This is a genomic window from Streptomyces sp. NPDC002835, from assembly GCF_053591995.1.
Map to the genome: position 1 here is coordinate 1 of NZ_JBSFUW010000123.1, position 1,604 is coordinate 1,604.

The 1,604-nt window shown below is 67.3% G+C and carries 2 protein-coding genes; one reads left to right on the plus strand and one right to left on the minus strand.

All coding sequences use genetic code 11. From position 1 onward, the window contains the following. Window positions 1-124 precede the first annotated feature (124 nt). Window positions 125-598 (plus strand): cupin domain-containing protein, encoded by a 474-nt coding sequence (locus tag ACWD01_RS37415; protein ID WP_451168446.1) that lies wholly within the window; start codon window positions 125-127, stop codon window positions 596-598. A 14-nt stretch (window positions 599-612) separates the two neighbouring features. Here the strand turns inward: ACWD01_RS37415 and ACWD01_RS37420 are convergent. Next, window positions 613-1,543, minus strand: a protein-coding gene (locus tag ACWD01_RS37420) for an IS5 family transposase (protein WP_451168448.1) whose coding sequence is annotated in 2 segments (ribosomal slippage) — window positions 613-1,164 and window positions 1,166-1,543 — 930 coding nt in all. Because the reading frame shifts where the segments join, the coding sequence is not laid out codon by codon here. Window positions 1,544-1,604 lie beyond the last annotated feature (61 nt).

Genomic DNA, 1,604 nt, shown 5'->3' on the forward strand with positions numbered 1-1,604 from the left:
CTAGCGCGTGTCCGGCCGATCATGCCGGACCCGCGACACCCGGCGCTCGTACCCGGATGGCGGCCTTCGGCAGTTCCGTCGGTGGGCACCCATGAGGGGTCCACCGAGAAAAAGGAGCGGCTCCATGGCGAGCAACGTTCACGTGCGCCAAAGCGGCGACGGACCGGCGTTCTGGGTACTGAACGGTCTCTTCGAGGTCAAGGCGTCGAGTGACGAGACCAACGGTGCAATGACGGTCATGGAGATGACCGTTCCGGTGGGAGGTGGCCCGCCGCCCCACACCCACTCCGGAACGGAGAGCGTCTACGTCATCGAGGGGACGCTGCGCTACCACATCGGAGACGAGACGTTCGAAGGTGGCCCGGGGTCCTTTTTCCATATCCCTGAGGGCACTGTTGAGCGGTTCGAGCCCACCAGCACGGCGCGGCTCCTGGTTACCTACACGCCAGGGGGTGTCGACAAATTCTTCGCCGAGGTGGGTGAAACAGCCCAGCGACGGGAGCTGCCGCCGTACTCGGACACGCCGCCGGACATTGATCGCCTCACCGAAATCGGTAAGCGGCATGGAATGCAGATGCGCCCGATGCCTGACGCCTAGACTTGTCTGGTCGATCATGTTCGGAGCCAGATGGTGAGGGCTGCGGCGGTGGCGGTGCCGAGGTAGACGTATCGGCGCTTGTCGTAGCGGGTGGCCACGGCCCGGTGCTGCTTCAGCCGGTTGATGGCACGCTCGACGGTGTTGCGTTTCTTGTACCGCTCTTCGTCGAAGCCCGGTGGCCGTCCGCCGCGTGAGCCTTTGCGTAGGCGGGCGGCCCGGCTGTCGGTTTTCTCCGGGATCGTGTGCGGGATGCCGCGTTGCCGCAGATAGTCGCGGCAGGGCCCGTTGCTGTAGGCCTTGTCGGCGGCGACACTGTCCGGCTTCTTGCGCGGCCTGCCCGGTCCGGGCTTCGGGACGCGGATCTTCTCCAGGACAGGCTTGAACTGCGTGCAGTCCGCCCGCTGACCTGGTGTGAGGACCAGGGACAGCGGGCGGCAGCGGCCATCCGCGCTCAGGTGGAGCTTGGTGGTGAAACCGCCGCGCGAGCGGCCCAGGCCCTCACCTCCCGCACCACTTCCACCAGGCGGGCGTGCAGGCTCTGCCACGGCGTTTCGTCCTGATGTTCTGCCGTTGCGGCCCCCTTTGAGGCGGGGGCGGTGGCGGGTCGGTGCGGGCACCCGCCGCGTGCTGATGTGCCCGCACGATGGTGGAGTCGACCGAGACGTCCCAGTCGATCTCACCCGCCGCATCCGCCGCGGCCTGGACCTGCTGGAGCAGACGCTCCCACGTTCCGTCGGCCGACCACAGCCGGTGCCGTTCGTAGACGGTCTTCCACGGCCCGAACCGTTCGGGCAGGTCACGCCACTGCACGCCGGTCCGAACCCGGTGCAGAATCCCGTCGATCACCTGCCGGTGGTCCCGCCACCGGCCACAACGCCTGTTACTGACCGGCAGGAAAGGCCGCAGCCGTTCCCACTCGGCATCACTCAGATCACCCCGCCCCATGTCCACATCAACGGCCCCGGCACGGAGTAGTCACGTGATCGACCGGACAAGTCCTAGCCGG